18 protein-coding genes and 1 rRNA gene are annotated in these 25,921 nt (G+C 71.3%); 14 read left to right on the top strand and 5 right to left on the bottom strand.

Annotated elements, in window-relative coordinates; translation table 11 throughout:
• A 5S ribosomal RNA gene (gene rrf, locus ACWD4A_RS10570) occupies positions 1-93 on the top strand; the annotation flags it as partial.
• Positions 94-219: 126 nt separating this feature from the next.
• Here rrf and ACWD4A_RS10565 read toward each other — a convergent pair.
• Positions 220-1,146 carry a DUF7544 domain-containing protein gene (locus tag ACWD4A_RS10565; protein ID WP_451192027.1) on the bottom strand — a complete coding sequence of 309 codons (927 nt, stop codon included), beginning with the start codon at positions 1,144-1,146 and terminating at the stop codon, positions 220-222.
• Positions 1,147-1,622: 476 nt separating this feature from the next.
• Here ACWD4A_RS10565 and mtnA point away from each other — a divergent pair, with 476 nt between their 5' ends.
• The 7 genes from mtnA (at position 1,623) to ACWD4A_RS10530 (ending at position 10,296) form a co-directional block, all read left to right on the top strand.
• Positions 1,623-2,765 carry an S-methyl-5-thioribose-1-phosphate isomerase gene (gene mtnA, locus ACWD4A_RS10560; RefSeq protein ID WP_451192025.1) on the top strand — a complete coding sequence of 381 codons (1,143 nt, stop codon included), beginning with the start codon at positions 1,623-1,625 and terminating at the stop codon, positions 2,763-2,765.
• 156 nt (positions 2,766-2,921) lie between these two features.
• Positions 2,922-3,599 (top strand): two-component system response regulator MtrA, encoded by a 678-nt coding sequence (mtrA, locus tag ACWD4A_RS10555; RefSeq protein WP_003968748.1) that lies wholly within the window; start codon positions 2,922-2,924, stop codon positions 3,597-3,599.
• A gap of 1 nt (position 3,600) precedes the next feature.
• The gene (gene mtrB / locus ACWD4A_RS10550) at positions 3,601-5,625 is read left to right on the top strand and encodes an MtrAB system histidine kinase MtrB (RefSeq protein ID WP_451192023.1); all 2,025 of its coding nucleotides are present in this window, start codon (positions 3,601-3,603) and stop codon (positions 5,623-5,625) included.
• Positions 5,615-7,459: an LpqB family beta-propeller domain-containing protein gene (locus ACWD4A_RS10545; RefSeq protein ID WP_451192021.1), complete on the top strand. Its 1,845-nt coding sequence runs from the start codon at positions 5,615-5,617 to the stop codon at positions 7,457-7,459. The genes mtrB and ACWD4A_RS10545 overlap by 11 nt, the downstream gene beginning before the upstream one ends.
• A 120-nt stretch (positions 7,460-7,579) precedes the next feature.
• Positions 7,580-8,311 (top strand): ComF family protein, encoded by a 732-nt coding sequence (locus ACWD4A_RS10540; protein WP_451192018.1) that lies wholly within the window; start codon positions 7,580-7,582, stop codon positions 8,309-8,311.
• A gap of 316 nt (positions 8,312-8,627) precedes the next feature.
• The gene (hpf, locus tag ACWD4A_RS10535) at positions 8,628-9,317 is read left to right on the top strand and encodes a ribosome hibernation-promoting factor, HPF/YfiA family (RefSeq protein WP_451192016.1); all 690 of its coding nucleotides are present in this window, start codon (positions 8,628-8,630) and stop codon (positions 9,315-9,317) included.
• Between the two features lie 235 nt (positions 9,318-9,552).
• On the top strand, positions 9,553-10,296 hold the full coding sequence (locus tag ACWD4A_RS10530) for a response regulator (protein ID WP_451192015.1): 744 nt from the start codon (positions 9,553-9,555) through the stop codon (positions 10,294-10,296).
• Positions 10,297-10,340: 44 nt separating this feature from the next.
• Here the strand turns inward: ACWD4A_RS10530 and ACWD4A_RS10525 are convergent, their stop codons facing one another.
• Together ACWD4A_RS10525 and ACWD4A_RS10520 are read right to left on the bottom strand one after the other, a co-directional pair.
• Positions 10,341-11,543 carry a winged helix-turn-helix domain-containing protein gene (locus tag ACWD4A_RS10525; RefSeq protein WP_451192012.1) on the bottom strand — a complete coding sequence of 401 codons (1,203 nt, stop codon included), beginning with the start codon at positions 11,541-11,543 and terminating at the stop codon, positions 10,341-10,343.
• A 109-nt stretch (positions 11,544-11,652) separates the two neighbouring features.
• Positions 11,653-12,246: a GNAT family N-acetyltransferase gene (locus ACWD4A_RS10520; protein ID WP_451192009.1), complete on the bottom strand. Its 594-nt coding sequence runs from the start codon at positions 12,244-12,246 to the stop codon at positions 11,653-11,655.
• A gap of 281 nt (positions 12,247-12,527) precedes the next feature.
• Between ACWD4A_RS10520 and secA the strand changes: the two genes are divergently transcribed.
• The gene (secA, locus tag ACWD4A_RS10515; RefSeq protein ID WP_451192007.1) at positions 12,528-15,344 is read left to right on the top strand and encodes a preprotein translocase subunit SecA; all 2,817 of its coding nucleotides are present in this window, start codon (positions 12,528-12,530) and stop codon (positions 15,342-15,344) included.
• Positions 15,345-15,430: 86 nt separating this feature from the next.
• Here the strand turns inward: secA and ACWD4A_RS10510 are convergent, their stop codons facing one another.
• Positions 15,431-15,886, bottom strand: a complete 456-nt coding sequence (locus ACWD4A_RS10510) for an Rv3235 family protein (protein ID WP_451192005.1) — start codon at positions 15,884-15,886, stop codon at positions 15,431-15,433.
• A 341-nt stretch (positions 15,887-16,227) separates the two neighbouring features.
• Between ACWD4A_RS10510 and ACWD4A_RS10505 the strand changes: the two genes are divergently transcribed.
• From ACWD4A_RS10505 to ACWD4A_RS10490, 4 genes are all read left to right on the top strand, one after another.
• Positions 16,228-16,731, top strand: coding sequence for a DUF6912 family protein (locus ACWD4A_RS10505; RefSeq protein WP_451192003.1), 504 nt, complete (start codon positions 16,228-16,230; stop codon positions 16,729-16,731).
• Positions 16,732-16,801: 70 nt separating this feature from the next.
• Positions 16,802-17,464: an HAD family hydrolase gene (locus tag ACWD4A_RS10500; RefSeq protein ID WP_451192001.1), complete on the top strand. Its 663-nt coding sequence runs from the start codon at positions 16,802-16,804 to the stop codon at positions 17,462-17,464.
• Positions 17,465-17,918: 454 nt separating this feature from the next.
• On the top strand, positions 17,919-22,931 hold the full coding sequence (locus tag ACWD4A_RS10495; protein ID WP_451191999.1) for an NAD-glutamate dehydrogenase: 5,013 nt from the start codon (positions 17,919-17,921) through the stop codon (positions 22,929-22,931).
• A 93-nt stretch (positions 22,932-23,024) separates the two neighbouring features.
• Positions 23,025-24,209 (top strand): hypothetical protein, encoded by a 1,185-nt coding sequence (locus ACWD4A_RS10490; RefSeq protein ID WP_451191998.1) that lies wholly within the window; start codon positions 23,025-23,027, stop codon positions 24,207-24,209.
• On the opposite strand, the gene ACWD4A_RS10485 is transcribed toward ACWD4A_RS10490, so the two are convergent.
• Positions 24,137-24,658 carry a GtrA family protein gene (locus ACWD4A_RS10485; RefSeq protein ID WP_451192032.1) on the bottom strand — a complete coding sequence of 174 codons (522 nt, stop codon included), beginning with the start codon at positions 24,656-24,658 and terminating at the stop codon, positions 24,137-24,139. The genes ACWD4A_RS10490 and ACWD4A_RS10485 overlap by 73 nt on opposite strands.
• Positions 24,659-24,821: 163 nt before the next feature.
• Here ACWD4A_RS10485 and ACWD4A_RS10480 point away from each other — a divergent pair, with 163 nt between their 5' ends.
• On the top strand, positions 24,822-25,901 hold the full coding sequence (locus ACWD4A_RS10480; RefSeq protein ID WP_451191996.1) for a sugar phosphate nucleotidyltransferase: 1,080 nt from the start codon (positions 24,822-24,824) through the stop codon (positions 25,899-25,901).
• Positions 25,902-25,921 lie beyond the last annotated feature (20 nt).

The following is a 25,921-nucleotide window of genomic DNA, read 5'->3' as shown; positions in this document are numbered from 1 at the left end:
ACGCCCGGTTACATTCCGAACCCGGAAGCTAAGCCTTTCAGCGCCGATGGTACTGCATGGGGGACCGTGTGGGAGAGTAGGACGCCGCCGAACAAATTTTAGTGAAAAGCCCTGGTGGGAACTCCGGTTCCTGCCAGGGCTTTTCTGCATTTCCGGGCAGAAACCTCGGGACCGAAAAATCCGGTCCCGAGGCCGGAGCCCCGGGACCGGAAACCCGAATTACTCGGCCACTCCCGCAGCCCGTGCAAGCTCCAGGTCCAGGGACTCACGACGAATGCGCTGATCCGTGTACAGCAAAGCGGTCACACCCGCCGTCACCGGGAAAGCCAACGTGGAAGTGATGGCGCCACCGATGCCGGCGAAAATGAGCGAAGACCACGTCATCGGATCGCCCGCCATATCCGTACCCGTGACGAACGAGCCGATCATCGTCACCGGGAACTGCACCACCATCGACAGCACAAGAGTCAGCAGCACGGCGAGCGACTGCACACCGAACACCCGCCACCAGGCACCCCGCACCAGCTTCGCGGAACGCCGCATGCTCGCTATGACACCCTGCTTCTCCAGCATCAGCGCGGGCACCGCCAGGCTGAAACGAATCCACAGCCACGCGCCGACCACCACCCCCGCCAGCAGGCCCAGCACGGACAACGCGGCACCCGCCGCCTCCGCACCCGCAGCGTCGACGAGAAGCCCCATGCCCAGACCCACGCCGAAGACCGCACAGATCAACAACGGCAGCAGCACCAGCAGCCCGCACATCCGCGCCAACTGCGGGCGCGCGCTCCGCCACGCCTCCGCGACCGAACTCGTACGCCCCAGGATCGAATGGCTGACCACCATCGTCAGCATCGCCGTCGCGACGATCGAACCGATCAGGCTGAGCGCCCAGGCCACACCCGCGCCGGCCAGGGAATCACGCATGGCGTTCCACAGCTCCCGAGGCGTCACGGCATCGGACTCCGAGAGCTTCTGAAGATCCGGGACATCGCGGAACCACAGGCCCGAGACCACGGTCGACACCGCCTGCGTACCCACCGCCAGAGCCAGCGAGATGCCCAGAGTCGTACGCCACTGGCGCCGCACCACCTGCACCGCGCCATCGATGATCTCGCCCACGGCCAGCGGCCGCAGCGGGATCACACCCGGCTGCGGCGCACGCGGCGGAGGCGTCCAACCGCCCCAGGCCGCGCCCGGCTGCTGCTGCCCCCGGTTGCTGTGAGCGCGCTCCCGCGTGGCACGGCGCTGCTGCGGAGGCACCGCCGACGGCGCGGACCACTGGCCCCGGGGCGGCTGCTCCCGGGCCCACTGCGAGGGACGTGCGCCCTCGTCCGTGCCGCCGTTCCCGTCCGCAGGGGTGGGCTCCTCCGGCACGGACGGATGCTGCTCGTCGGAGGGGGAAGACCCGGGCGAGGTCCGGCCCGGAGTGTCGTTCATGTCGCTGTCGCTCCTTCTCGGTACCCGTCCGCCGGTGCGGCTCCGGGCCATTGCCAGCAATCGTGTCACGGTGCTCCGACAGCCGGACCGGCCCGCGGCCGAGCTGCGGGACAGGGGCTCGTACGAGGGAGGAACGGCCGGGAGACCTTCAATAGTCGCGGTGTGCCGGGCAGACTGGACAGATGGCTGATCACTCCGTGGCACCCGTGGATCCCGCCGCATACCCCGTCTCTCCCGCCCTCCGCTGGGACGAGCCGCCGGAGGGCCCCGTGATCGCGCTCCTCGACCAGCGACGGCTCCCGACCGAGGAAGTCGAACTGCTCTGCACCGACGTACCGGCACTGGTGGACGCGATACGCACGCTCGCGGTGCGCGGCGCCCCCCTGCTCGGCATCGCGGGAGCCTACGGTGTGGCCCTGGCCGCAGCACGCGGCTTCGACGTCCACGAGGCCGCCGGACAGCTCGCCCACGCCCGCCCCACGGCCGTCAACCTGGCCTACGGCGTACGGCGCGCGCTCCAGGCGTACGAGGCGGCCGTCGGGAACGGCGCGAACGCCGAACGAGCCGCCGCGGCCGTACTCGCCGAGGCCCGTGCGGTCCACCGGGAGGACGCCGAGGCCAGCGCCCGGATGGCGGCGCACGGCCTGGGCCTGCTCAAGGAGCTGCTGCCCGGAGGCGGCTACCGCGTGCTGACCCACTGCAACACCGGCGCCCTGGTCTCCGGGGGCGAGGGCACCGCACTCGCCGTGGCCTCCGCCCTGCACCAGACGGGGCGGCTGAGGCGCCTGTGGGTGGACGAGACGCGTCCCCTGCTCCAGGGCGCGCGCCTGACCGCGTACGAGGCGGCGCGCGCGGGCATGGCGTACACGCTGCTCACGGACAACGCGGCCGGTTCCCTCTTCGCGGCGGGCGAGGTCGACGCCGTGCTCATCGGCGCGGACCGGATCGCCGCCGACGGTTCGGTCGCGAACAAGGTGGGCAGCTATCCGCTGGCGGTGCTCGCCCGCTATCACCATGTGCCGTTCGTCGTCGTGGCGCCGACCACCACGGTGGACCTGGAAACCCCGGAGGGGGCCGCGATCGAGGTGGAGCAGCGGCCGGGGCACGAGGTGACGGAATTCGCCGCGCCACCGGTGGCGGGAGTGGTCGCCGAAGCGGGTACGGGCGTACCCGCGGCGCCGCTCGGCACCCAGGCGTACAACCCCGCATTCGACGTCACACCACCGGAATTGGTGACTGCGATCGTCACGGAGAACGGAGTGGTCTCGCCGGTCACCCGGGCGGGACTGGCCGAACTGTGCGGCCGGCCGGAGAAGGGACAGTGAGTGCGCCGGAGCGGAATTCCCGCAGGATGTCCACGGCCGGGAAAGAGTCCGGATGATCTTCGAGGTCAACGGGACACACCGAAGAATGCTTCTCGCCACAGGTGAGCTCGGTCACCCGGCTCTATGGACCGGATGCGAAAATGGGATGATGTCGATATGAAGGGACGCGTCCTTGTCGTCGACGACGACACCGCACTGGCCGAGATGCTCGGCATTGTGCTGCGTGGTGAGGGTTTCGAGCCGTCGTTTGTAGCGGACGGCGACAAGGCACTTGCTGCTTTTCGTGAGGCCAAGCCGGATCTCGTACTGCTCGACCTGATGCTGCCCGGAAGGGACGGCATCGAGGTGTGCAGGCTCATCCGGGCGGAGTCCGGTGTGCCGATCGTGATGCTGACGGCGAAGAGCGACACGGTCGATGTGGTGGTGGGCCTGGAATCCGGCGCCGACGACTACATCGTCAAGCCGTTCAAGCCGAAGGAGCTGGTGGCCCGGATCAGGGCGCGGCTCCGCAGGTCGGAGGAGCCGGCGCCGGAGCAGCTGACCATCGGTGACCTGGTCATCGACGTGGCCGGGCACTCGGTGAAGCGCGAGGGCCAGTCCATCGCGCTGACCCCGCTGGAGTTCGACCTGCTGGTCGCGCTGGCGCGCAAGCCCTGGCAGGTGTTCACCCGCGAGGTGCTCCTGGAGCAGGTGTGGGGCTATCGCCACGCGGCGGACACCCGCCTGGTGAACGTGCACGTGCAGCGGCTGCGCTCCAAGGTCGAGAAGGACCCGGAGCGCCCGGAGATCGTGGTGACCGTGCGCGGCGTCGGCTACAAGGCCGGACCGAGCTGACATGTCGGGCAACGGTGCCGCTCCGGAGTGGGGCGCGGGGCGGCCCGTCGAGACGGCGGGCGGCATATCTTTCTTCCGGCGGCTGTGGCGCGCCGGACGGCTGCTGCCCGACGGCGCGGCCTCCGGGCCGGTCCATCCGGTGCTGCGGCTGTACGTGCGGTGGGTGCGGCGTCCGCTGCTGCCCGCGATGCGGCTCTGGCGGCGCAACATCCAGCTGCGGGTGGTCGCCACCACGCTGCTGATGTCCGTCGGCGTGGTGCTGCTGCTCGGTGTCGTCGTCATCGGGCAGGTCCGCAACGGTCTGCTGGAGGCCAAGCGGCACGCCTCGCAGAGCCAGGCGGAGGGCGGTTTCACCGCCGCCCGCGACTATGCGGACGGGGCTGCCGACACCCGTGGGCAGGACCCCGCGCAGTCCGCCGTCCGCAACATGGACTCCGGGACGTGGCTGACGGCCCTGGTGCAGCAGCTGTCCAGCGGTGGTCAGGGCGTCTACCACGTGGTGGCCCTCAGTGCGGACAACGGTGAGGCGTCGGCCGTCGGCGCCCGCGGCCCGCGCGCCTCCGGGGACATCGACCCCGAGCACAGCATCCCGGCCGACCTGCGGAAACAGCTGAACACCCAGACGGGTGCGCTGGAGCGGTCCGCGTCGATCAAACACAGCCCCTCCGACGAGGGGGAGCCCGCGCTGGTCGTCGGCAAGCGGATGTACGACAACAACAACCGGGCGTACCAGCTCTACTACCTCTTCCCGTACACGCAGGAGGAGAAGTCGCTGACCCTGGTCAAGACCACGCTGGCGACCGCCGGGGTGTTCGTGGTGGTGCTGCTGGGCGCCATCGCCTGGCTGGTGGTACGGCAGATCGTCACCCCCGTACGGATGGCCGCCGGGATCTCCGAGCGGCTCGCGGCGGGTGTCCTCCAGGAGCGGATGAAGGTCACCGGCGAGGATGACATCGCCCGTCTGGGTGAAGCCTTCAACAAGATGGCGCAGAACCTCCAGGTGAAGATCCAGCAGCTGGAGCAGCTGTCCCGGATGCAGCGCCGCTTCGTCTCCGACGTCTCCCACGAACTGCGCACCCCGTTGACGACCGTGCGGATGGCCGCGGAGGTCATCCACGAGGCGCGCGAGGACTTCGACCCGGTGACCGCGCGCTCGGCCGAGCTGCTGTTCGGGCAGGTCGACCGCTTCGAGTCGCTGCTGTCCGACCTGCTGGAGATCAGCCGGTTCGACGCGGGCGCGGCGGCGCTGGAGGCGGAGCCGATCGACCTGCGGGACGTGGTGAACCGGGTCGTGGACGGCGCCCTGCCGCTCGCCGAGCGCAAGGGCAGCAAGCTGCTCGTCCGGGGCGACGAGAAGCCGGTGATAGCGGAGTCCGACGCGCGGCGCGTGGAGCGCGTGCTGCGGAACCTGGTGGTCAACGCCGTGGAGCACGGCGAGGGCCGGGATGTGGTCATACGGCTCGCCGCGGCGGGCGGCGCGGTCGCCGTCGCGGTGCGCGACTACGGTGTGGGCCTGAAGCCCGGCGAGGCGACGCGCGTCTTCAACCGCTTCTGGCGGGCCGATCCGGCGCGCGCCCGGACGACAGGGGGCACCGGTCTCGGGCTGTCGATCGCCGTGGAGGACGCGCGGCTGCACGGCGGCTGGCTGCAGGCGTGGGGCGAGCCGGGCGGCGGTTCGCAGTTCCGGCTGACGCTGCCGCGTACGGCGGGTGACACGTTGCGCGGTTCGCCCATCCCGCTGGAGCCGGAGGATTCGCGGCGCAACCGCGGTCTGAACGAGGCCGGGGTGCCGCTGGGCGTGTCCGGCCGCGGCGGAACCTCGCCGCAGGCGGGGGCGCAGGGGCCCGCGCCGGTGCCGGCGCAACTGCGCAGCACGCCACCGGCCGTAGACCTGACCGCGTTGCCGGGCAGTGGTGCGCGCGTGGTGGCGCGGCAGGGCGGTGCCGCGCCGTACGACAAGGGGGCGGCGGGCACGGCCGCCGACGAGGCCGGTTCGGAACGTGAGGGGCAGGCGCGTGGGCGCTGAACGCGGACGCCGACGGGCGCGCGGTGCGGGTGCGCGGCGGCCGGCGGGGATTGGCGCGCTCGCGCTCAGCGGCGCGCTGCTGGCCGGGTGCGCTTCGATGCCGGACAGCGGCGAGGTGACGTCGGTCGACTCCTCGCAGCGCGCCGACGCGGACTCGCAGGTGCGGGTGTACGGGGTGGCGCCGCACAAGGGCGAGCAGCCGCAGGACCTGGTCACGGGCTTCCTGGAGGCCACGACCAGCGACGACCCGGACTACGCCACGGCCCGGATGTACCTGTCCAAGAACGTGAAGCGGAAGTGGGACCCGTCCGCGTCGACGACGGTGCTGTCCGCGCCGCCGAAGGTGGACGTCTCGCGCACTGGCGAGCGCAAGCAGGACTTCGCGGTCACGCTGGACGGCAAGCAGGTCGCGACGGTCGACGCCAAGCACGCGTACAAGCCGGACGAGGGCAAGTACCAGAAGGACATCCGCGTCGTCCAGGAGGACGGGGAGTGGCGCATCGACGCACTGCCGTCCGGACTGGTGCTCGGGATCGCCGACTTCCAGCGCATCTACCGCTCGGTCAACAAGTACTACTTCGCCGAGCTGGGGGCGAGCGGCGTGGGCGAGGGCCGCAACGTGCTCGTCGCCGACCCCGTCTATCTGCGCAAGCGCATAGACCCCGTGACGTCCACGGTGAACGCGTTGCTGGACGGGCCGACGACCTGGCTCGACCCGGTCGCCACGACGGCCTTCCGCGAGGGCACGAAGGTGGTCGACCAGCGGCTGTCCCTCGACGACTCCAACGCCCTGAAGGTACGGCTCAACGACCGGGCGGCGGGCACCAGTCAGGAGCAGTGCCTGCGGATGGCGGCGCAGATCCTCTACACGGTGCAGGACCAGTCGGCCAAGGTCAGCCAGGTGACGCTGCAGCGTGAGAACGGCTCCCAGATGTGTGTGCTGCCACGGGAGCAGGCCCGCTACTACGCGCCGGATCTGACGGCGGGCCGTCCCGACCGGCAGTACTTCGTGGACGCGCAGCACCGGCTGGTCAGTCTCGCCGACGGTGACGAGGAACCGCGGCGGGTCGGCGGCCCGTTCGGCGAGGGCTCCGTGCAGCTGCGGTCGGCGGCGGTGGACCGGTCCCAGAAATGGGCCGCGGGTGTGACGGCCAACGGGCAGTCGCTGTACGTGGCCGGGCTGGTCGGCGGGCCGCTGGGCGACGCCCGGCTGACGGTGCGGGGCGGCGGGGCCAAGACCGGCCTGACGGCACCGAGTTGGGACGGGCTGGGCGACCTGTGGGTCGCCGACCAGGACCCGGACCGGCCGCGGCTGCTGCGCCTGCCGCACCTGCCCGGTGGCATGGGCGCGCCGGAGGAGGTCCAGGTGCCCCGGCTCGACGGCGCGCGGATCACCGGGCTCCGGGTGGCCGCGGACGGTGTGCGGATCGCGCTGCTGGTGACGAAGGGCGACCGGACGACGCTGCAGCTGGGGCGTGTGGAACGGCGCGGCAGCTTGGGGCACATGACGCTGTCGGTGCAGGAACTGCGCTCCGTGGCACCGAAGTTGGAACAGGTCGATGCCGTTTCCTGGGCGGGCGGCAGCCGGTTGCTGGTGGCGGGGAGCGAACAGGGCGGTCTGCAGCAGCTGGAGTACATCGAGACCGACGGTTCGCTGTCGAACGCCTCGACGCTGCCGGGCATCACCGGGGTGCGCGGGGTCGCCGCCGCGGAGAGCACGGCCAAGACACCGACCCTGGTCGCCGAGCGGGACGGCGGGATCGTGCGCCTGCTGCCGGACGCCGGCTGGAAGCTGGTGACCAAGGAGGGGTCGGCGCCGGTCTACCCGGGCTGACCAGGCGCTTTCCGGTACGGGTGGGGCCGGCACGGGTGGGGCCGGTGCGGCTGCTGGTGCGGTGACCAGGAGTTATCCACAGGGGTGGCAGAGGTCGCCGCATGGCGGGAGAGTAGTCCTATGCGCGGGTGGTGGCAGGAGATCACCGGCCTGGTGCTGCCGGTCGACTGCGCGGGGTGCGGCCGGTGGCGCACCGTGCTGTGCGAGGAATGCCGTACGGCGCTGAGCGGGCGCCCGGTACGCCGCGCGTGGCCGGACCCGGTGCCCGCGGGGCTGCCGCCCGTGTACGCGGCGGCACCGTACGACGACCCGGTGCGATCGGTGCTGCTCGCGCACAAGGAACGGGGCGCGCTGGCGCTGGCGGGGCCACTGGGGACCGCGCTGGCGGGGGCGGTGCGGTCGGTGGTGGCGTCCGTCGCGCGGAATGCCGGGGAAGGCCCCTGGCTGCTGGTGCCGGTGCCCTCCGCCCGCCAGGCGGTCGCTGCGCGCGGGCACGATCCGGGGCGGCGGATCGCCCTGGCGGCCGCCGGAGTGCTACGGCGGTCCGGGCTGCCCGTCCGGACGGCGGCGGTGCTGCGGCAGCGCAGATTCGTCGCCGATCAGGCGGGGCTCGACGCCCGGCAGCGGAGAGCAAACGTGTCCGAGGCCCTGGGGGTGGTCAAGGGGGGAGAGGTGCTGTTGGGGAAGGAGAAACCAGTGGTGTTGGTGGATGACCTGATGACCACCGGGGCGTCGCTCACCGAGGCCGCGCGGGCCGTCTCCCGGGCGGGTGGACGGCCGCTCGGGGCCGCCGTGGTGGCAACCGTCGAGCGCTGGCCCGCCGAGCGCGTACGAGGGAAAAAGCGGAACTGACAGGGAACGCCGTTCGTTGCTGATGGAAACGGGCGGGAAACACCTGAATGGGGGTACGCCCCGGTAGGGGCTACCGACAGGCGTCCGGGCGAGATATGTTCGGTTGTGAGGAACGGCAAGCGCTATGCCTCATATCTCCGAATGGCGCGCTTTGCGCGGCTTCGAAGAAGCTTGAAGTCGATGGGGTGTAGATCTTGCCGACGGGGGAGGAGGAGGTGAAACCGCCAAGTCGGTGGCTCCGGGGCATCCCCGGGGCTTGTTGCAAGAGGGATGCGCTCCGCACCTTCTGCGGGGCGATCCGGGAACGGAGTTCTGCGTGGACATCGTCGTCAAAGGCCGCAAGACCGAGGTGCCCGAGCGCTTTCGCAAGCACGTGGCCGAGAAGCTGAAGCTGGACAAGATCCAGAAGCTCGACGGCAAGGTGATCAGCCTCGACGTCGAGGTGTCCAAGGAGCCCAACCCCAGGCAGGCCGACCGCTCCGACCGAGTGGAGATCACCGTGCGCTCCCGCGGACCGGTGATCCGGGCAGAGGCCGCGGCGACCGATCCGTACGCCGCGCTGGACCTCGCCACCGCCAAGTTGGAAGCGCGGCTGCGCAAGCAACACGACAAGCGTCATACCCGAAGGGGCAACGGACGCATTCCCGCGAGCGACGTGGCGAGCACCGTCATCGGCGCCGCGGAGCTCAACGACAGCGGGGAACTCACCGCGGAGCAGGCGATGGACGGAGTTCCGGTCACCCGTATGGGACCGCTCGAGGTTCGGGGCGAAGGCCCCCTGGTGGTCCGCGAGAAGACGCACACCGCGGCACCCATGGCACTCGACCAGGCGCTCTACGAAATGGAGTTGGTCGGCCACGACTTCTATCTGTTCGTCGACTCCGAGACCAAGCTGCCCAGTGTCGTCTACCGGCGGCACGCCTACGACTACGGCGTCATCCGTCTCGACGCCGATCCGCTGTTCGAGGCGGAGCCCGGCGGGGCGGGCGGAGCGCTCGGCGGCTGACCCGGGGATCCCGGCGGGCAGCCGGGGCCTCTCGCGACCCGCGCCGTAGCCACCACGAAAGGTGCCCTCGGAGCGCCCATGCGCTCCGAGGGCACCCTGTGCGACGGTGGGAGCACCGCCGGACCACACGGCATGAAATCATGACGGACGGCCAACCATCGGCCCGCCGAAACAGGTTGGGGCGGCGCAGCACTGTGCAACCGCGAGGGGCTCTGGGCCTTCAGGGGGAGGAACAATGGCGGACAGGTTCGGGCCAGTGCTCGTGCCCGGCGAGGATGACGACGAGGCCGCCTGCGCGGACCGGGGCGGCAAGCGCGAGGAGCCCATCCGGGTCCTGGTGGTGGACGACCACGCGCTCTTCCGCCGGGGGCTGGAGATCGTCCTGAAGCAGGAGGAGGACATCGAGGTCGTCGGCGAGGCCGGGGACGGCGCGGAGGCCGTGGACAAGGCCGCCGACCTGCTGCCGGACATCGTGCTGATGGATGTGCGGATGCCCAAGCGCGGTGGCATCGAGGCGTGCACCTCCATCAAGGAGGTGGCCCCCAGCGCGAAGATCATCATGCTGACGATCAGCGATGAGGAGGCCGACCTCTACGACGCCATCAAGGCGGGGGCGACCGGCTATCTCCTCAAGGAGATCTCCACCGACGAGGTGGCCACCGCGATCCGCGCGGTCGCCGACGGGCAGTCGCAGATCAGCCCGTCGATGGCCTCCAAGCTGCTCACCGAGTTCAAGTCGATGATCCAGCGCACGGACGAGCGCCGTCTGGTGCCCGCCCCCCGGCTCACCGACCGTGAGCTGGAGGTGCTGAAGCTCGTGGCCACCGGGATGAACAACCGTGACATCGCGAAGGAGTTGTTCATCAGCGAGAACACGGTCAAGAACCATGTCCGCAACATCCTGGAGAAGCTGCAGTTGCACTCCCGGATGGAGGCGGTGGTGTACGCGATGAGGGAGAAGATCCTCGAGATCCGGTGACCGCGGGCCGCCCCGGCCGGGCCGGCGCGCGGTCACCGGCGTGGTCAGGTGAGGGCGGTGGTCAGGGCCGCGGCCAGCCTGGTGTCGTCGCAGCGTTCGACGCGCACCGTGTCGCAGCCGACCCACTCGGCGGCCTCCCACAGCGCCCGCGCCATGGGCGCCACGGCCCTGGGGCCGTCGAGCGACACCTGGCGGGCCACCAGCGTGCGGCCTTCGCGGGCGGGGTCCACCCGCCCGGCCAGCCGCCCGCCCGTCAGCAGCGGCATCGCGAAGTAGCCGTGCACCCGCTTCGGCTTGGGCACATACGCCTCCAGCCGGTGGGTGAAGCCGAAGATCCGCTCCGTGCGCGGCCGGTCCCAGATCAGCGAGTCGAACGGCGAGAGCAGCGTCGTGCGGTGGCGGCCCCGCGCCTCGCCCGCCAGCGCCTCCGGGTCCGCCCAGGCGGGCCTGGCCCACCCGGCGACCTCGACCGGCACCAGCCCCGTGGCCTCGATGACCGCATCCACCTGCTCGCCCTTGAGGCGGTGGTAGTCCGCGAGGTCGGCCCGGGTGGCCACCCCCATCGCCGCGCCCGCCTGCGCGACCAGGCGGCGCATGCACTCGAGGTCGTCGAGGTCGTCGTGGAAGAGGGCCTCCGGCACGGCGCGCTCCGCCAGGTCGTACACCCGCTTCCAGCCGCGCCGTTCCGTGCAGACGACCTCGCCGGTGTCGAGCAGCCACTCCACGGCGATCTTCGTCTCGGACCAGTCCCACCAGGGGCCGCCGTTCTTGGCGCCGCCCAACTCCGTGGCCGTCAGCGGGCCGTCCGCCTTGAGCCGGTCGCGGACGGCGGCGCAGGAGCGCTCCGGCTCCTTCATCACGTGCCAGCGGTGGCCCCGCGCCTGGAAGGCCCGCCGCCGGAACGCGAAGAGCGGCCACTCCTCGATGGGCAGGATGCACGCGGCGTGCGACCAGTACTCGAAACTGTGCGGCGGCTCGGAGGCCGTGCGCGGCGTCCAGTAGGCGGACTCGACCGCGCCCCGGCCGACCCCGCCCAGCCGTGCGTACGGCACCAGCTCGTGCGAGCGGGCCAGCACCGAGATGGTGTCCAGCTGCACCGCGCCCAGCCGCCGCAGCACCCCGCGCACCCCCGCCCGCCGGTCCGGGGCGCCGAGCAGCCCCTGGGACCGCAGCGCGATGCGCCGCGCCTCGTCGGCGGACAGCCGGTGCTCGGCGCGTGGACCCTTGGCAGCGGCGGCAGTTGTCATGCTGGAGACCATGCCGCCAGCCTAGGTCCCGGCACTGACAATGCCCTCGGCAACGCCTTCCGATCGGTCGGGTCCGATCGGTCGGGTCCGGCCGGTCGAGCGCGGTCGGTCAAGCCCGTTCGGGAAACGGCAGGTAGGGGGTGGCGGACGGCAGCCCCAGGTCCGAGGGGAGCAGCGAGCCGGTCCACGCGTCGCGGCGCGTACCGGCGCGCGGGATCTTCGCGCGCTGGGTGCCCTCCATCCGGAAGCCCACCTTCAGGGCGACTGCCCGGGAGCCCGTGTTCCCGGCCTCCGCGTACCACTCCAGCCGCTCCGTGCCCAGTTCCTCGAATGCCCAGCGGGCCACCTCGCGGGCCGCTTCCGCGGTGTAGCCCCGGCCGCGCCGCTCCTTGGCGGTCCAGTAGCCGAGCTCCGCCTGCCGCTCGGCGGAGCGCAGCTGCGCGAGCCGCACCAGGCACATCGACCCCACCAGTAGGCCGTCGTCCCGGGTGAACAGGCCCCAGGTGTACATCGAGTCGTCGCGCCAGCCCGCCGGGCAGGTCTCCTCGATGAACGTCCGGGCGTCCTCACGGGTGTAGGGGGAGGGAACGCTCGTGTAGCGCGGGATGTCGGGGTCCTGGCAGGCGGCGTGCACGTCGTCCACGTCGGACGGGGCGAAGGGGCGCAGCGCCAGGCGTTCGGTGGTGAGGGGTACGGGCTCCATGCGGGGAGTCTGATCGCCGGTCCCGGTCCCGGGCGAGTGATTTTCCCCGTTGACGATGATCGTGGAGAAATGTCATGGGCCCCGGCACCTTTGCCCGGCCCCATTCGTTCACCGTGCGGGTGACGTCAGGCTCAGGCTCTGACGGACCTCCCGGCGCGGCGGGGTCCTCGCTTACGATGGCCGTTGCGGCGGGGACTGTCCCGTCGTGCCCGCGCACCCTCCCCCTGCCCGCGGCGGGGGCAGCCCCAGTGCCAGGCCCGACCGGCAAGGAGTCAGCCTACGTGTCCGTCTTCGGCAAGATCATGCGTGCAGGAGAAGGCAAGATCCTGCGCAAGCTGCACCGCATCGCGGACCAGGTCAATTCCATCGAAGAGGACTTCCTCACCCTCTCCGACGCCGAGCTGCGCGCGCTGACCGAGGAGTACAAGCAGCGCTATGCCGACGGCGAGAGCCTGGACGACCTGCTCCCCGAGGCGTTCGCGACGGTCCGCGAGGCCGCCAAGCGTGTGCTCGGCCAGCGCCACTACGACGTCCAGCTGATGGGCGGCGCCGCCCTGCACCTGGGCTACGTCGCGGAGATGAAGACCGGTGAGGGCAAGACCCTCGTCGGCACGCTCCCGACCTATCTGAACGCCCTTTCGGGCAAGGGCGTCCACCTGATCACGGTCAACGACTACCTGGCGGAGCGCGACTCCGAGCTGATGGGCCGGGTGCACAAGTTCCTCGGCCTCTCGGTCGGCTGCATCCTCGCCAACATGACCCCGGCGCAGCGCCGCGAGCAGTACGGCTGCGACATCACCTACGGCACGAACAACGAGTTCGGCTTCGACTACCTGCGCGACAACATGGCCTGGTCGCAGGACGAGCTGGTGCAGCGCGGGCACAACTTCGCGGTGGTCGACGAGGTCGACTCCATCCTCGTCGACGAGGCCCGTACGCCGCTGATCATCTCCGGCCCGGCCGACCAGGCCACCAAGTGGTACGGCGACTTCGCCAAGCTGGTCACCCGGCTGAAGAAGGGCGAGCCCGCCAACCCGCAGAAGGGCGTCGAGGAGACCGGCGACTACGAGGTCGACGAGAAGAAGCGCACGGTCGCCATCCACGAGGCCGGTGTCAGCAAGGTCGAGGACTGGCTGGGCATCGACAACCTCTACGAGTCGGTCAACACCCCGCTCGTGGGCTACCTGAACAACGCCATCAAGGCGAAGGAGCTCTTCAAGAAGGACAAGGACTACGTCGTCATGGACGGCGAAGTCATGATCGTCGACGAGCACACCGGCCGTATCCTCGCCGGCCGCCGCTACAACGAGGGCATGCACCAGGCGATCGAGGCGAAGGAAGGGGTGGACATCAAGGACGAGAACCAGACCCTCGCCACCATCACCCTGCAGAACTTCTTCCGCCTCTACAGCAAGCTCTCCGGCATGACCGGTACGGCGATGACCGAGGCCGCCGAGTTCCACCAGATCTACAAGCTCGGCGTCGTGCCCATCCCGACGAACCGGCCGATGGTCCGCAAGGACCAGTCCGACCTCATCTACCGCACCGAGGTCGCCAAGTTCGACGCCGTCGTCGAGGACATCGCGGACAAGCACGACAAGGGCCAGCCGATCCTGGTCGGCACCACCTCCGTCGAGAAGTCCGAGTACCTCTCGCAGCAGCTCGCCAAGCGCGGCATCCAGCACGAGGTGCTCAACGCCAAGCACCACGAGCGCGAGGCCTCGATCGTCGCGCAGGCGGGCCGCAAGGGCGCCGTCACCGTCGCGACCAACATGGCCGGCCGCGGTACGGACATCAAGCTCGGCGGCAACCCCGACGACCTCGCCGAGGCGGAGCTGCGCCAGCGCGGCCTGGACCCGGTCGAGCACGTCGAGGAGTGGGCGGCCGCGCTGCCCGACGCCCTGGAGCGCGCCGAGGCCGCGGTCAAGGCGGAGTTCGAGGAGGTCAAGTCCCTCGGCGGGCTCTACGTCCTGGGCACCGAGCGCCACGAGTCGCGCCGCATCGACAACCAGCTCCGCGGCCGTTCCGGCCGTCAGGGCGACCCGGGCGAGTCCCGCTTCTACCTGTCGCTCGGCGACGACCTGATGCGCCTGTTCAAGGCCCAGATGGTCGAGCGCGTGATGGCCATGGCCAACGTCCCCGACGATGTGCCGATCGAGAACAAGATGGTCACCCGGGCCATCGCCTCCGCGCAGTCCCAGGTCGAGCAGCAGAACTTCGAGACCCGCAAGAACGTCCTGAAGTACGACGAGGTCCTCAACCGCCAGCGCGAGGTCATCTACGGCGAGCGCCGCCGCGTCCTGGAGGGCGAGGACCTGCAGGAGCAGATCAAGCACTTCATGGACGACACCATCGACGACTACATCCGCCAGGAGACCGTCGAGGGCTTCGCCGAGGAGTGGGACCTGGAGCGGCTGTGGGGCGCGTTCAAGCAGCTCTACCCGGTGAAGGTCACCATCGAGGAGCTGGAGGACGCGGCGGGCGACCGCGCGGGCATCACCGCCGAGTTCATCGCCGAGTCCATCAAGGACGACATCCACGAGCAGTACGCGGCCCGCGAGGCGCAGCTGGGCTCCGACATCATGCGCGAGCTGGAGCGGCGCGTGGTGCTGTCGGTGCTCGACCGTAAGTGGCGTGAGCACCTCTACGAGATGGACTACCTCCAGGAGGGCATCGGCCTGCGCGCGATGGCCCAGAAGGACCCCCTGGTGGAGTACCAGCGCGAGGGCTTCGACATGTTCACCGCCATGATGGAGGGCATCAAGGAGGAGTCCGTCGGCTACCTGTTCAACCTGGAGGTCCAGGTCGACCAGCAGCTGGAGGAGGTCCCCGTCCAGGAGGAGGCCCCCGCCCTGGAGAAGATCCAGGACGCGGTGCCCGCCGCCGCCCGCCCGGAGATCCGCGCCAAGGGCCTGGACGCCCCGCAGCGTCCGGACCGGCTGCACTTCTCGGCGCCCACGGTCGACGGCGAGGGCGGTGTCGTCGAGGGCGACTTCGTCGGTGACGAGGGCCCGACCCGTTCCCCGGCGGACGGCATGACCCGCGCCGAGCGGCGCAAGGCGCAGAAGAACAGCGGCGGCCGCCGCCGCAAGAAGTAACTCAGCAGGAGACAGCGCCGTGGAAAGCAGCGGCGCATCGCGAGGCGGGGCCGGCACACAGGATGTGCCGGCCCCGCCTCGCGCGTTCATGTCCGGGCTCCGCCGAGCTCGATCGCGGAGCACCGCCACCGCTGGTCCGCGCCGCGCTCCAGCCGGAAGGCGAGCGCCTGGAGCCGGTCCCCGGAGACGATCCGGGCGAACGCCTCGATGACACCGGGCCGCGGCCGGAACTCGTCGCAGCGCCGTACGAACGGGGCGCGGCCCGGTGGCGGTGGCCGCAGCGGCGTGTGCGGGGCGAGCGTGGCCAGCTGGTCGTAGGCGGTCCCCAGCGTGTGCCCGAGCATCCAGTGCACCGGGCGCTGGCCGCTGAGGGTGAGCAGCAGCCGGTTGGCGAACCAGTAGCGCGGCAGCCCCTCGCGCTCCCGGCGCCGTGCCGCCGGGTCCGGGTGGGGTCTCCTGCCGTCGGTGCGCCGGGGCGGCCCGGTCCTGGCCGCCCTGGTGGCCCTGGCCGGGCCGGTGGAGCCGGTGGTCGTGCGGTGCATGGCGATCGCCCCCGTGATGCATGCCGGGCCCGGTGCCGATACCGGGCGGTACCCCCTGGTCGGGGATCTTCTATCGGCGGCCCGTGGCGGGCGGCAAGGGCGGGTGGCCGCCGCCGTACGGCCCGGCCGGGTTCACCTATCAGGGGCGAGCCGTACGGGTGAAGGGGTGCCGGAGGGGCGCTGAGGGGGTGTGGAGCGGCTCTCCCGCGCCGGGTGGGCAAAAGGGGACGGCGCCCCCGGACCCGCCCCACAGGGGCTCCCGCACTTCGAAGGGGGACTCCCGCCCGTATGCTGGCAGCGCGGTTCGTCCAGTGCTCAGGAACTCCAGGAAAGCGGCGGTCATGCGCGTCTACGTCCCCCTGACCCTCTCCGGTCTCGCCGAGGCGCACCGGACCGGCCAGCTCGGGCCCGCCCCGCTGTACGCCTATGCCGTCACCCCCGCGCTGCGCGAGTGGTACCTCTCCGAGGACGTCGAGGAGCTGGAGTACGCGGCCCTCGGGCGCGCCGCCGAGGCGTCGCTGCGCAAGCTCGCCGACGACCCGGACGCCGCGCGCCGCCGCGTCGTCGTCGCGGTCGACGTGCCGGACGGGGCCGCGGCCGGCGATCCGGACCGGGGCCTGGAGCAGGCCACGCTGGGCCAGGTGCGGCTCGCGGCGGCCGTGCCGCTGGCGAAGGCGGCGGCCGTGCACGTGGACTCCGGCGACGCGGAGGCGGACGTCGCGGCCGCGGCCGCCGCGCTGGAGGCGGCGGACAAGGGCGACGACGACGCGCAGTTCGTCGTCGACGGCGCGGAGGACCACGACCTCATGTGGTTCGGCGTCCAGGAGATCCCGGGTCTTCTCTGAGCGGGATCTCCTGGATATCTCAGGGTCTCCTCCGGTCCCGGCCGTCACACCTGATCGGTACCGTCGTGTCATGGGGAAGCACGTGACGCACATCGTCTGGGACTGGAACGGGACACTCCTCTCCGACACCGAGGCAGTGATCGCGGCGACCAATGCCGCCTTCGCCGAGATCGGCCTGGAGCCGATCACCCTGGAGCGGTACCGCGAGCTGTACTGCGTCCCGGTCCCGAGGTTCTACGAGCGGCTGCTGGGCCGCCTGCCCACGTCCGCCGAGTGGGAGCACATGGACGAGGTCTTCCACCGGCACTACCGGGACCACGCCCCGCACTGCGGCCTCGCGGAGGGCGCCGAGCGCCTGCTGGCGGACTGGCAGGGCGCGGGCGGCACCCAGTCGATCCTGTCGATGCACGGCCACGAGGAGCTCGTCCCGCTCGTCCGCGGCTTCGGGATCGAGGAGAGATTCGTCCGGGTCGAGGGGCGTACGGGCCCCTCGGGCGGCAGCAAGGCGGCGCACATGGCCCGGCACGTCGCCGGTCTGGAGGGCATACCGGCGCACCGCACCGTGATCATCGGTGACGCCGTCGACGACGCGATGGCGGCGGCGCACGTGGGCGCCCACGCCGTGCTCTACAGCGGCGGGTCGCACAGCCGGGCGAGTCTCGCCGAGGCGGGCGTTCCGGTCGTGGACAGTCTCGCGGCCGCCGTCGCCGAGGCGCGGCGGCTCGTCGGCTGAGGCCGGCGGGGCGGCGGAGCCGCTGGTGAGCGGCGCTGGAGAGGGCGCTGGAGGGGGGAATGGTGCGGAGGGAGTGCTTCCGGTCGCTGCGTCGCTGTCCGGAGCGTCAAAGTTCAGGCCTGGGATTTGTACACAACTGGCTCGTGACGGTTCCTGGGGGAAGAGCGATAGCCTTGTCGGGTGATCAGCGCGATATCCGGCACGGAGGGTGACACCACCCCTGCCCTTCGCCCGGAGTGCCACCGCACCCGGGCGGTCGCTGATTCCCGTCACGGGGCGGACACGACGAATCCCGGCAGGACAGATCTCGTCAAGATGACTGTCAAAGCCGTCACAACAGCCCCGATCACCTCTCATTCCGGCATAACGTCGAGGACGACCGGATACCCCGCGTCGCGACGTGATGCCTTCACCACCTATGTCACGCAACGGCGCGCGACAGGAGCCAGAGGACATGCAGACCAAGCTGGACGAAGCCAAGGCCGAGTTGCTCGAACGGGCGGCGCGCGTCGCTGAGAACAGCCCGGCCGGGGGGCCGCAACCGACCGGTCCGAAGGGCGAGGGCGCGCTCGACCCCGAGACCCTGACCGCCTATCTCCAGCGCTACTACCTGCACACCGCGCCCGAGGACCTCACCGGTCGCGACCCGGTCGACGTCTTCGGCGCCGCGCTCTCGCACTACCGGCTCGCCGAGAACCGGCCGCAGGGCACCGCCAACGTGCGGGTGCACACGCCGACCGTCGAGGAGAACGGCTGGACGTGCAGCCACTCCGTCGTCGAGGTCGTCACCGACGACATGCCCTTCCTGGTCGACTCCGTCACCAACGAGCTCTCCCGCCAGGGCCGCGGCATCCACGTCGTGATCCACCCGCAGGTCGTCGTCCGCCGTGACGTCACCGGCCGCCTGCTGGAGGTCCTCGGCTCGAACTGCGACGCGCACGGCGACGGCAAGGGCGCCGTCCTGCCGCACGACGCGCTCACCGAGTCGTGGATCCACGTCGAGATCGACCGCGAGACCGACCGCGGCGACCTCAAGCAGATCACCGCCGATCTGCTGCGCGTGCTCTCCGACGTCCGCGAGGCCGTCGAGGACTGGGAGAAGATGCGCGACGCCGCGCTGCGCATCGCCGAGGACCTGCCCGCCGAGCCGACCGCCACTGACGTGCCCGCGTCCGAGGTCGAGGAGGCCCGCGAGCTGCTCCGGTGGCTGGCCTCCGACCACTTCACCTTCCTCGGCTACCGCGAGTACGAGCTGCAGCGGATCTCCGCCGACGGCGACGAGGAGGACGTCCTCAGCGCCGTCCCCGGCACCGGCCTCGGCATCCTGCGCTCGGACCCCACGCACCACGACGAGGGCCACCACGCAGGTCCCGGCCGCTCCCACCTCACCCGCCCGGCGTCGCCGTCCTTCAACCGGCTGCCCGCGGACGCCCGCGCCAAGGCCCGCGAGCACAAGCTGCTCGTCCTCACCAAGGCCAACAGCCGCGCCACCGTGCACCGTCCCTCCTACCTCGACTACGTCGGGGTGAAGAAGTTCGACGCCGAGGGCAATGTCATCGGCGAGCGCCGCTTCCTGGGCCTGTTCTCCTCCGCCGCGTACACCGAGTCCGTGCGCCGCGTCCCCGTCGTCCGCCGCAAGGTCGCCCAGGTCCTCGCAGACGCCGGGTTCTCGCCCGACAGCCACGACGGCCGCGACCTGCTCCAGATCCTGGAGACCTACCCGCGCGACGAGCTGTTCCAGACGCCCGCCGACCAGCTGCGCACCGTCGCCACCAGCGTCCTGTACCTCCAGGAACGCCGCCGGCTGCGGCTCTATCTCCGCCAGGAGACCTACGGGCGCTACTACTCCGCCCTCGTCTACCTGCCGCGTGACCGCTACACCACGGGCGTCCGGCTGCGGCTGATCGAGATCCTCAAGGAGGAGCTCGGCGGCACCAGCGTCGACTTCACCGCGTGGAACACCGAGTCGGTCCTCTCCCGGCTGCACTTCGTCGTCCGCGTCGAGCCGGGCTCCACCCTGACCGACCTCACCGACGCCGACGTCGAGCGCATCGAGGCCCGTCTGGTCGAGGCCGCCCGCTCCTGGGCCGACGGCTTCGCCGAGACGCTCACCGCCGAGGTGGGCGAGGAGCGCGCCGCCGAGCTGTTGCGCCGCTACGGCCAGGCCTTCCCCGAGGGCTACAAGGCCGACCACAGCCCGCGCGGCGCCGTCTCCGACCTCGGTCACCTGGAGAAGCTGACCGCGGCGGGCGGCGACCGCGACTTCGAGCTCAGCCTCTACGAGCCGGTCGGCGCGGGCCCCGACGAGCGCCGCTTCAAGATCTACCGCACCGGTGAGCCCGTCTCCCTCTCCGCGGTGCTGCCGGTGCTGCACCGGCTCGGCGTCGAGGTCGTCGACGAGCGGCCGTACGAGCTGCGCTGCTCGGACCGGACGACCGCCTGGATCTACGACTTCGGGCTGCGGATGCCCGAGCGGGTCGACGGCGACGACGCCCGCGTCCGCTTCCAGGAGGCCTTCGCGGCCGTCTGGACGGGCGCCGCGGAGAACGACAACTTCAACAAGCTGGTGCTCCAGGCCGGTCTCGACTGGCGCCAGGCGATGGTGCTGCGCGCATACGCGAAGTACCTGCGCCAGGCGGGCTGGCCGTTCAGCCAGTCCTACATGGAGGACACCCTCAGCAACAACGTCCACACCACGCGCCTCCTGGTCAACCTGTTCGAGGCCCGGATGTCGCCCGCGCTCCAGCGCGCCGGGCGCGAGCTGATCGACGGGCTGCTGGAGGAGCTGGACGGCGCCCTCGACCAGGTCGCGAGCCTGGACGAGGACCGCATCCTGCGGGCCTTCCTCACGGTCATCAAGGCCACCCTGCGCACCAACCACTTCCAGCGCACGCAGGCGGGCCTGCCGCACGCCTACCTGTCCATCAAGCTCGACCCGCAGGCCATCCCCGAGCTCCCGGCGCCCCGCCCGGCGTTCGAGATCTGGGTCTACTCGCCGCGCGTCGAGGGCGTGCACCTGCGCTTCGGCAAGGTCGCGCGCGGCGGTCTGCGCTGGTCCGACCGGCGCGAGGACTTCCGCACCGAGGTCCTCGGCCTGGTCAAGGCGCAGATGGTGAAGAACACCGTCATCGTGCCGGTGGGCGCCAAGGGCGGCTTCGTCGGCAAGCGGCTGCCGGACCCGTCCGTGGACCGCGACGCATGGCTGGCGGAGGGCATCGCCTCGTACAAGACCTTCATCTCGGGTCTGCTCGACATCACCGACAACATGGTCGGCGGCGAGGTCGTGCCCCCGAAGGACGTCGTGCGCCACGACGGGGACGACACCTACCTGGTGGTCGCCGCCGACAAGGGCACCGCGACCTTCTCCGACATCGCCAACGAGGTCGCCGAGTCGTACGGCTTCTGGCTGGGCGACGCCTTCGCCTCCGGCGGTTCCGCGGGCTATGACCACAAGGGCATGGGCATCACCGCCCGCGGTGCCTGGGAGTCCGTTAAGCGGCACTTCCGGGAGCTGGGCCACAACACCCAGACCGAGGACTTCACGGTCGTCGGCGTCGGCGACATGTCCGGCGACGTGTTCGGCAACGGCATGCTGCTGTCGGAGCACATCCGGCTGGTGGCCGCCTTCGACCACCGCCACATCTTCCTCGACCCGAACCCGGACGCGGCCGTCTCGTACGCCGAGCGCCGCCGCCTGTTCGAGCTGCCCCGCTCCTCCTGGGCGGACTACGACACGGGCCTGCTCTCCGCGGGCGGCGGCATCCACCCCCGTACGGCCAAGTCGATCCCGGTCAACGCCCAGGTCCGGGCCGCCCTCGGCATCGAGGCGGGCGTCACCAAGATGACCCCCGCCGAGCTGATGAAGGCCATCCTGCGGGCGCCGGTCGACCTGCTGTGGAACGGCGGCATCGGCACGTACGTGAAGGCGTCGACCGAGTCCCACGCCGACGTGGGCGACAAGGCCAACGACGCGATCCGCGTGGACGGCCAGGACCTGCGGGTCAAGGTCGTGGGCGAGGGCGGCAACCTCGGTCTGACGCAGCTCGGCCGCATCGAGTTCGCGCGCCTCGGGGGCCCGGACGCCACCGGCGGCCGGATCAACACCGACGCCATCGACAACAGCGCCGGCGTGGACACCTCGGACCACGAGGTCAACATCAAGATCCTGCTGAACGCGCTCGTCGCGGACGGCGACATGACCGTCAAGCAGCGCAACAAGCTCCTCGCGGAGATGACCGACGAGGTCGGCGAGCTCGTCCTGCGCAACAACTACGCGCAGAACGTGGCCCTGGCCAACGCCGTCTCCCAGGCGCCCAGCCTGCTCCACGCCCACCAGCGCATCATGCGCAGGCTGTCCCGCGACGGCCACCTGGACCGGGCCCTGGAGTTCCTGCCCACCGACCGGCAGATCCGCGAGCGGCTCAACGCGGGCCGCGGGATGACCCAGCCGGAGCTGGCGGTCCTGCTCGCCTACATCAAGATCACCACTGCCGAGGAGCTGCTCTCCACCGGCCTGCCGGACGATCCGTACCTCGAGCGGCTGCTGTACGCGTACTTCCCCAAGGCGCTGCGGACGTCCTTCGGCGAGCAGATCGACGGGCACGCGCTGCGTCGCGAGATCGTGACGACCGTGCTGGTCAACGACACGGTCAACAGCGGTGGTTCCACCTTCCTGCACCGTCTGCGGGAGGAGACCGGGGCCTCGCTGGAGGAGATCGTCCGGGCGCAGACCGCGGCCCGGGAGATCTTCGGCCTCGGCAAGGTGTGGGACGCCGTCGAGGCGCTCGACAACCGCGTCCCGGCCGACGTGCTGACCCGCATCCGGCTGCACTCGCGGCGCCTGGTCGAGCGCGGCACCCGCTGGCTGCTCAACAACCGGCCGCAGCCGCTCCAGCTCGCCGAGACCATCGAGTTCTTCCGGGACGGCGTGGCGGCGGTCTGGTTCCAGCTGCCGAAGCTGCTCAAGGGCGCCGACGCCGAGTGGTGGCAGAACATCCACGACGAGCTGGTGGCGGCCGGGGTGCCGGACGACCTGGCCGTGCGGGTGGCGGGCTTCTCGTCCGTCTTCCCGGCGCTCGACATCGTCGCCGTCTCGGACCGCTCCGGCAAGGAGCCGCTGGACGTCGCCGAGGTCTACTACGACCTCGGGGACCGGCTGCACATCACCCAGCTGATGGACCGGATCATCGAGCTGCCGCGCTCCGACCGCTGGCAGTCGATGGCCCGCGCCTCCATCCGCGAGGACCTCTACGCGGCGCACGCGGCGCTCACCGCCGACATCCTGTCCGTCGGCAACGGCACCTCCACCCCGGAGGAGCGTTTCCGCACCTGGGAGGAGAAGAACGCGGCGATCCTCGGCCGGGCGCGCACCACGCTCGACGAGATCCGCGGCTCGGACGCCTTCGACCTGGCCAACCTGTCGGTCGCCATGCGGACGATGCGGACGCTGCTGCGGACGCACAGCTGACGCCCGGGTGAACGGGGGGCGGCCCCGGGGAGAAATCCCCGGAGCTGCCCCCTTTTGTCGTCTTGAGCCGTGTTAAGAGAGACCATGAAGGTCGTGACACGACTTGCCCCCGCACCGACGGCGCCGCCGCGGGCGAGGGCCGTCCCCGCTCCGGCGCGCGGGGAGGCGGCCCGCGCGGCCGCCCTCTACCTCGTGGTGGCGGCGATCGGCTTCGCCGTCCTGCTGCTGATCAACCATCACCTCGGCCGCGGCACCGGACAGCTGCTGCGCCGCTGGGACAGCGGAAACTACCTGCACATCGCCAAGCGCGGCTATCCGGGCGCGATCCCGTACGGCTCCGACGGGGAGCCCAAGTTCAGCATGATCGCCTTCTTCCCGATGGTCCCCGGGCTGATCCGGGCCGTGCACGTGCTGACCGGGATTCCCTTCCCGTACGCCGGCGTGCTGGTCTCCTGGGTCGCGGCCGCGGTGGCGGCCGCCGGCGTGTACCGGCTGGTGCGCGCCGTCGGCGGGCGGCCGGGCGCCGGGTACGCGTGCGTGGCGCTGTGGGCCTGCTCGCCGTACGCGTTCGCGCTGTGGGTGCCGTACTCGGAGGCGGTCTTCAGCGCCGCCCTCGTCTGGTGCCTGGTGGCCCTGCTGGCGGGCCGCTGGCTGACGGCCGCCGCGCTGTGCGTCCTGGCGGGTACGGTGCGGCCCACGGCCTCGGTGCTGATCGGTACGGTCGTGCTGGCCGCCGGGTGGGCGGTGATCCGGCGGCGGGACGGCTGGCGGCCGTGGGTGGCGCTGACGACGGCGCCGCTGGGGCTGCTGGGCAGTTGGCTGTTCCTGGGCGGCAAGGTGGGCCGGGTGGACGGGTGGTTCGAGGCGGAGCGCGCCTGGGACCAGTCGTTCGACTTCGGCCGGGGCACCGCGCACATCCTCAAGGGGATGCTGCTCTACCACCACGCGGGCCGGATCGGCGATCTGCGCGGGGCCGTGGTGCTGGGTCTCATCGTGCTCGCGGCGATCGGGGTGCTGGCCCTCGCGCTGGACCGGAGCGTGCCGTGGCCGCTGGTCGTGCTGGTCGCCGGGGCGTGGCTGCTGATGGTGGGGACGCCGGGTTCGCCGCTGTCCAAACCACGCTTCATGCTTCCGTTCCTGCCGGTTCTGCTGCTGTTGGTGGCCCGGCCGCTCGCCCGTGCTCCGCTTGGGGTGCGGGTGTGTCTCTACGGTGGGGGTGCGGTGGTCTCGGGGTGGTACGCGGCGGGGTTGCTCGTGCTGTTCGAGGGGTCGCCGTGAGGAGAGGGCCCGCAGGTGCGGAGGTCGCGCCTCCGGCCCGCCAGCGCCCGGAACACCCAGACGCGGTAGGACCAGAAGCGGAAGAGCGTGGCCGCGCCGATCCCGAGGAACTTGAACAGGTTGTTCTGGAACGGTGTGTCCCGGCCGAACCCGTAGGTGGCCACGTAGAGCACGCCGTTCTCGATGACCAGGCCGACCGCGCTGAAGACGGCGAAGAGGGCGACCTCCCGGGCGCGGTGGCTCTTGTCGCGGTCGCGGTAGGCGAAATGCCGCAGGCCCACGTAGTTGAAGGCGATGGCGACCACGGTCGCGATCACGCTGCACCGGACGACGGGCAGGCCCGTGGTGGTGCGGCAGAGGTTGAAGACCGCGAGGTTGACGAAGATCCCCAGGCCGCCGACCGTGCCGAACTTCGCGAATTCCCGGGCGAGGGCGGACAGTCGCGCCAGGGCGGAGGCGGGTGCCCCGGTGGGGGGCCTCGGTCGCAGGGGTCGCAAGGGCCTCTCCCAATACGCTCGCCACGCAAAGCAGACATTTGACGCAGAGAACCGATTGTAGTGTAAATTGCCGCAAAAAATGACGCAGTGCGACGAAGACGGCGAGGACGGTGGCATGACAGAGGCGGTACTGCTCGTCGGCGGCAAGGGGACCCGGCTCCGGCCGCTCACCCTCAACACGCCGAAGCCGATGGTCCCCGCCGCCGGCGTGCCCTTCATCGCCCACCAGCTCGCCCGCGCCAGAGCGGCGGGCGTCCGCCACGTCGTCCTGGCCACCTCCTACCTCGCCGAGGTCTTCGAGCCCTACTTCGGCGACGGCTCCGCCCACGGCCTGCGGCTCACCTATGTCACCGAGGACGTCCCGCTCGGCACCGGCGGCGCGATCCGCAGCGCCGCGGGCGCGCTGACCGGCGGCCCCCGCGACCCCGTCCTCGTCTTCAACGGCGACATCCTCACCGGTCTCGACATCCGCGGCCTGCTGCACCGTCACGAGCGGGCGGGGGCCGACGTCACCCTCCACCTGACCCGGGTCGCCGACCCCCGGGCCTTCGGCCTGGTGCCCACCGATCCCGACGGCCGGGTGCTGGCCTTCACCGAGAAGCCGCGCCACCCCGAGGAGATCGTCACCGACCAGATCAACGCGGGCTGCTACGTCTTCCGGCGCGACGTCATCGACACCATCCCCACCGGCCGCCCGGTCTCCGTGGAGCGCGAGACCTTCCCCGGGCTGCTGGCCGCGGGCGCGCTGCTGCACGGCGTGGTCGACGCCTCGTACTGGCTGGACCTCGGGCGCCCCGCCGCGTTCGTCCGGGCGTCGGCCGACCTCGTGCGGGGCGTCGTCCGTTCCCCGGCCGTCCCCGGTGAACCCGGGGAGTTCCTGCTGCTGCCCGGTGCGCGGGTGGAGGCCGGGGCGAGGCTGCACGGCGGCACGGTCGTCGGCGCCGGGGCCCACGTCGCGGCGGGTGCCGAGATCGAGGGGTCCGTCGTGCTGGACGGCGCCCGCGTCGAGGCGGACGCCCGGGTGCGCGCCAGCATGATCGGCCACGGCGCCCGGGTGGGCCCGCGTACCGTACTCGACGGCGTGGTGATCGGTGACCGTGCCGCGATCGGTGCGGACAACGAACTCCGCGACGGGGCCCGTATCTGGTGCGGGACGGCCATCCCCGACGCCGCCATCCGCTTCTCCGCCGTCTGACCGGACCCATCGGACCACAC

This window comes from Streptomyces sp. NPDC002537 (assembly GCF_053594975.1).
The sequence above is the reverse complement of the archived record's forward strand: the minus strand, read 5'-3'. Positions and strand labels throughout refer to the sequence as shown.